Source organism: Planktothrix sp. (assembly GCF_046067725.1).
Lineage (GTDB): Bacteria > Cyanobacteriota > Cyanobacteriia > Cyanobacteriales > Microcoleaceae > Planktothrix.
On record NZ_JBJUDF010000298.1, the window covers coordinates 1 to 3,171 of the forward strand.

Annotated in this window: 3 protein-coding genes and 1 pseudogene; 3 read left to right on the forward strand and 1 reads right to left on the reverse strand. The window is 42.8% G+C overall.

Annotation, left to right across the window (positions count from 1 at the left end):
* Together ACKPEB_RS18415 and ACKPEB_RS18420 are read left to right on the forward strand one after the other, a co-directional pair.
* Positions 1–278 (forward strand): annotated as a pseudogene (locus ACKPEB_RS18415) (IS481 family transposase); the annotation flags it as partial.
* A gap of 157 nt (positions 279–435) precedes the next feature.
* Positions 436–1,302, forward strand: coding sequence for an AAA family ATPase (locus tag ACKPEB_RS18420; protein WP_408966428.1), 867 nt, complete (start codon positions 436–438; stop codon positions 1,300–1,302).
* A gap of 303 nt (positions 1,303–1,605) precedes the next feature.
* On the opposite strand, the gene ACKPEB_RS18425 is transcribed toward ACKPEB_RS18420, so the two are convergent.
* Entirely contained in the window at positions 1,606–1,836 is a 231-nt protein-coding gene (locus ACKPEB_RS18425; protein WP_408966429.1) for a hypothetical protein, read from the reverse strand.
* Positions 1,837–2,218: 382 nt separating this feature from the next.
* Here ACKPEB_RS18425 and ACKPEB_RS18430 point away from each other — a divergent pair.
* Positions 2,219–3,171 (forward strand): tyrosine-type recombinase/integrase (locus ACKPEB_RS18430; RefSeq protein ID WP_408966430.1); only part of this gene is annotated, 953 nt, incomplete at its 3' end.

Here is a 3,171-nt window from a genome sequence, read left to right on the forward strand (position 1 = left end):
ACGTTTTTGTACATTTGCACGCTCACCCGAACGCCGCAAAGTTGGCATCGATGCTCGCGTTACGGTTGAGGGTGTGGCTTATGAGGTGGAGCCGGATTTGGCTGGAGAAACTGTAGTTCTGTGGTGGGGCTTGTTCGATAACGAACTGTATGTAGAACATGGTGAACGTCGCTATGGGCCGTTTCTCCCCGTAGATGGCCCAATTCCCCTACATCGCTACCGTAGTTTCAAGAAAACACGAACGCAGAAACGGGCGGAGCGGATTGAATCTTTAGCTAAACAGTTGTCTTTACCAAACTCTGTCATTAGTAAAGGCAACCCGAATGATTTCGAGAATAATACAACCCAATTGAAAGTGCAGCCTTTTGTTGAGCCTAACCCATTTCAAGAACTGACATTTAGCACGGTGATTGCAGCCAAATTAGGCAAGGTCGTTTGATTGCGATAACAGGTGTTGTTGGTTGTGGTAAAACAACAACTTTACAACGACTGCAATTGGAATTGTCCTCCGAAAAAGACATCATTATTTCTCGTTGCCTTGCCCTTGACAAAGATAAGGTCAACGTCGGGGTTTTGATGAGTGCTTTGTTTTTGGATTTAAGCACAGAAAAGGATGCTAAACCCCCGACTCACCCAGAACTTAGAGAACGAAAATTGTTGGCTTTAATTCAAAAACGCCGTAAACCTATAGTGCTTTTTGTCGATGAAGCTCATGATATTCATCATAGTACGTTAGTCAAAATTAAGCGTTTAATTGAATTGGTACGTCAAAGCGGTTGCACTTTATCTGTAGTGCTACTGGGTCATCCCAAATTGAAAAACGATCTGCGCCGACCCTCTTTGGAAGAGATTGGTGCTCGAACCAATATTTTTAGTTTAGAAGGGATTAGAGGACATCAGGTTGAGTATATAAAGTGGCTGTTGAGCGAGTGTATTTATGATGATTATCTGCCTGAAGATTTGATTACCGATGAAGCTATTGCATTTTTAGCAGAACGATTGACGACTCCATTGCAAATCGAACATTATTTGCAGAGGGCTTTTGAAGACGCTTATCAAGCAGCAACAAAACCTGTCACCCGTGATCTGGCTGAAGCTGTCTTGAACGTAGGACTTAACGATTTAGAACCTCGCTTAATACGGCATGGTTACACTTCTAAAGTTTTAGCTGAGTTATTAAATATACGAGTCAGTGAAGTCAATTCTTTTATACACGCTCAGTTGCCTCCAGGTCGAACCCAAGATTTGAGAGACCAGATGTTAAACATGGGAATTCCCTTGTATGCGTCAGAGGGAAGTTAAATTAATCCGAGAAAGACTGCATATAGAGTTTTTCTGTTCTTTGTGTTCAGTTTATATCTAAATCAATAAACATATATGTCCAGTGCAAAATCTCGTTTAATCTGGACACACTGGAGGTAATAAATGCTGTATTCCAATTACTGCAACGGTTACAGCTTATTTGCAGTGAATGTAGTTTCATTTGCAAATAATGTGGTTTGTTTGCAAATAATGTGGTTTCATTTGCAGTGAATGTGGTTTCGAGACCCCTCTTATTTGCAGTGAATGTGGTTTGAAAATTGACTTGTTTGCAGTTTGAAGTGTTTATGTTTGCAGTTCGCTACAACTAACCCTCCGTTCAGCTTCCAACAGCATCACCCGTTTCTCAAGCTGAAACACCATTTCTCTAAGGGAGACATCCTGCACCGAACCTAAATAAGCTGCCAGCGCACTTGTCATCACTTCGGATTTAGAGGCTCCGGTTTTCTCAATATGCTCAGATAACCGTTGATTCAAAGAGACAGGGATTCTAGCCCCCACATAGACCGTAGACATTATAATTGCCCAAATTGAACGGTTTTCAGCGTGTTGCTGTTGTTTTCTATATTTCAGTGTAAGAGATTTCTCATCAGTTTGCTACCGTATTTTTACTTAACTTAAAACTGAGATTTTTTCTGGATTCAGATGCTACGGTCAACTATAAACTCAAACCTAGAACTGAAGATAATCTTTTACCCCAGGAAAACATCATCAGTTATTTATTGACTCCTAACCCAAGGTTTCTGCAACTCGTTACATTTCCTTACACTTCCCCTGAGACTTTCTCTACAGCCGAGTCCTTCCTTGACCCAATAGCATAACGAATAGCATAGCGGATAGCAAAATGGATAGCATAACGGATAACATAACGAATAGCAGCAATAGCAAAAGCATCACTATGTCTGGACTCATTGCCAAAGGTAAGAAAGCTTTCCGTACTCTTTCAGCGAATTCTGACATTTTGGGAGATTTACTCGCCAATAAACGCAGTCTCGAAACCCGCCAAGCCTATGCCAAGGATTTACGAGATTTCTTTAGTTTCATTGCCCATAGTGACCCAACACCGGAGTTAGTCAGGGAATTCCTTGCTTTAGAACAATTTGATGCCCTTGCCCTTGTCCTTAACTACCGTCAACACTTAATTAACAAGGGTCTGAAAGAATCCACCGTTAACCGTCGCCTTGCTGCCATTAAATCCTTAGTCAACTATGCCCGCACCATTGGCCGTTGTAACTTTACTCTGGCTGATATCAAAAACGAGAAGGTTCGCCGCTACACTGACACTTCCGGTATTCCCACTGACCAAATGAAAACGCTTCTGGAATTGTGCGATCACTCTACTCTCAAAGGCAAACGCGATTATGCTATCTTCCGGCTGCTCTGGTCAAATGCCCTGCGTCGCGGTGAAATCTCCAATGCCAATATCTCCGATTTGGATGTTGATAACCGTTGTTTGTGGATACACGGTAAAGGTCGCGGCACCGAAAAGGAGAAAATTGAATTGGGAACAGCTACCCTAGAAGCGATTCAGGATTGGTTACAAGCTAGGGGAAAAGTTAGGAAAACTGCACCGTTATTTTGTACCCTTGACCCCTGTACCAAAGGTCATCGCCTGGGGGGATGGGGTATCTATGACCTGGTGCGCGAGTTTTGCCAGAAAGCGGGAATTTCTAAACCCATGTCACCCCACCGCATCAGACACAGTTCCATCACCGCTGCCCTCGATGCCACCGGGGGAGATGTGCGCCGTGTCCAAAAGTTAAGCCGCCACCATGACCTGAATACTTTGATGATTTATGATGATAACCGCAAGAATGCTCAGGGAGAAATTACGAATTTATTAGATGATTT

Bases quoted from the DNA above. Each gene is read 5' to 3' on its own strand.
- ACKPEB_RS18425 (WP_408966429.1), bottom strand. From the start codon at position 1,836: ATGTCTACGGTCTATGTGGGGGCTAGAATCCCTGTCTCTTTGAATCAA.